We start from the raw sequence: 943 nt of genomic DNA, 5'->3' as shown, positions 1-943 counted from the left end.
CTAAATCTGTAACTAGCTTAAATTAACTTATATTATTTCTCAATGGAATACATATTAGAATTATTTGACTTTAAATTATCTACATAAGATATATTTTTATATCAAATTAGTATATAAATAAAAAATAGGAATCATATTAGAACAAGTATATCTAATGTGATTCCTATTTTTTATTTAAGAATATATTAATTTAATCTAATATTTATTACTGAATATATAAATTTCAATTTATACCTTAATTATTTATATATTTTTCAAAAACATATCCAAAATCTTTATTATTATATTCATTTCTTATAGTTTGCATCCAATTAAAATTGAAATTAGTTAACTCTTTTACTATTTCTGATGCATTCCCTTGTAATGAACTTCTAGATATTGCCTCATTAGCCATCTTAAGACCATTCATACCATCTTCAACAGATGTATTATTCTTTCCTTGTATTCTTCCAATCTCGACTAATGCTTTATATAAATCTTTTAATTGTTCTAATTGCTTTTTATCAACATCTATACTAAATGAATTATTTCCAAAACTAAATTTTATCTCTATATCTAAATCTATTGTACCTGCTGTCTCTAATGTTACTGAATGTACTTTTTCATAGTAAAAATCATGTCTTTTTACTACTCTTTTTTTACTTACAGCACTTGCTCCATCAACGTGTAGTAAACCTCTATTTGTAAATACATATTCATCTGATTTTGATTTTATTACGAAGTAGATTTTTTCTCCATCTTCATTCATTATATAATCATCACCATCAACTTTGTCAAAATCCTTTGGTGATATTATTTTTCCTATATCAGATAATCCTAACGTATCAGCTGCCATTTTCCCAAATAAATTCCCTGCCATTTTATACCTCCTAGATTTAAATATTTTCTTATATAAAATATTATAGCATACTACCTACCTTTTCATTTAAATGTATTTCTTTAT

The 943-nt window shown here is 23.5% G+C and carries 1 protein-coding gene; it reads right to left on the bottom strand.

The features are described 5' to 3' along the window. Positions 1–235 precede the first annotated feature (235 nt). Positions 236–859 carry a PH domain-containing protein gene (locus G3997_RS00805; protein WP_296646597.1) on the bottom strand — a complete coding sequence of 208 codons (624 nt, stop codon included), beginning with the start codon at positions 857–859 and terminating at the stop codon, positions 236–238. Positions 860–943 lie beyond the last annotated feature (84 nt).

Origin of the sequence: Romboutsia sp. 13368 (assembly GCF_018336475.1) — a bacterium.
Classification (GTDB): Bacteria; Bacillota; Clostridia; order Peptostreptococcales; family Peptostreptococcaceae; genus Romboutsia.
Note: the sequence above shows the minus strand (reverse complement) of the source record. Positions and strands in the feature narration are given on the sequence as shown.